Raw genomic sequence first — 1,107 nt, 5'->3', positions numbered from 1 at the left:
TAACATGTTGAGGAATGCCGATGGGGCAAATTCTTGGGGATCTTGGCATGTGTAACTTCCATGTTCAAAGTGACTTGAACTAGAGAGTATAGCTAAGAAATTTAAGTTTACTCTGACCCCACTTATTTTGAGCCGGAATCTAGGTGTGTGCTTTATGCTGTGTACTTATTTATGGCCTACAGCAACTAACTTCGTTTACAGACTGCTTCGGCCAAATCCAGTAATAGAAAGCGAGCCACCGTTCATTGAGCTTTCAATGGCAGCAAACAAACTCAAGCGGAGTGTTTTGTGCGTTTTTTTGCATTAACGGGGTGACAAACGATAGGCATTTTGATAAAACTTGTTTCGCATTCATGGTATTTACTCGTGGTAATTTTTGTTTGGTGATAAATTTGAACACCAAATGCTATGAATGTTCCCACCTAATTTAAAATATCTTATTATTCCTGTTTGTTATTTCATGGGGATTCGTCAGACTCTGACCCACTTAATTTTTGAAAACCTAATTTTCTGAATTAAATATTGATTCTATCAACTTAAATTTAGCTAATTCAAATTTATCAAATTGCCTTTTCAATTTTTTAGATTCACCACCATCATCATAATATTCAACTATACGATGAGGCACACCGTAATCACTTGCTAATCGACCTTTCTCTGACATTGCATTGTATTCAAGTTTAAGTAATAAACGATCAATACCAATAACGTCTTCCATTTTAATATCTGTTATAGATGATTCGTAATATTTATACATCAAATTAAATACCCCTAGATACTTTACTAACTGGTATTTTAATATGTTATATACAAATTTTGAAGTGTCTCTAATTGCCTTGTCAACAGTATAATTGCTACCGTCTGAATTCTTTCTTGTAATATTATATTTGACACTTCCCGAAAACCCTTCAGTTAAATAGGCGGATAGAATATATATTAATGTTGAGTATTGTTTACCTGCATTTGTTCCTTTTTTAAGAGTTGATTCATTTTCTATCAAAAACAATAAATTTGAGTTTGTAACTATTGGTTTAATTATCTTGAGCAGGACTTTAAAACCATCATAATCAATTTTTAGACCTCTATTTATCATACTTATTAATTGCT

1 protein-coding gene and 1 pseudogene are annotated in these 1,107 nt (G+C 32.4%); both read right to left on the bottom strand.

Annotated features, from left to right (window positions below):
* Nucleotides 1-207: 207 nt before the first annotated feature.
* Nucleotides 208-355, bottom strand: a pseudogene (locus H5202_RS23065) (IS4 family transposase); the annotation flags it as partial.
* A gap of 147 nt (nucleotides 356-502) precedes the next feature.
* A partial coding sequence (locus H5202_RS23060) for a hypothetical protein (RefSeq protein WP_220493990.1) occupies nucleotides 503-1,107 on the bottom strand: 605 nt, incomplete at its 5' end.

Source organism: Shewanella sp. SG41-4, from assembly GCF_014164505.1.
Taxonomy (GTDB): domain Bacteria; phylum Pseudomonadota; class Gammaproteobacteria; order Enterobacterales; family Shewanellaceae; genus Shewanella.
Note: the sequence above shows the minus strand (reverse complement) of the source record. Positions and strands in the feature narration are given on the sequence as shown.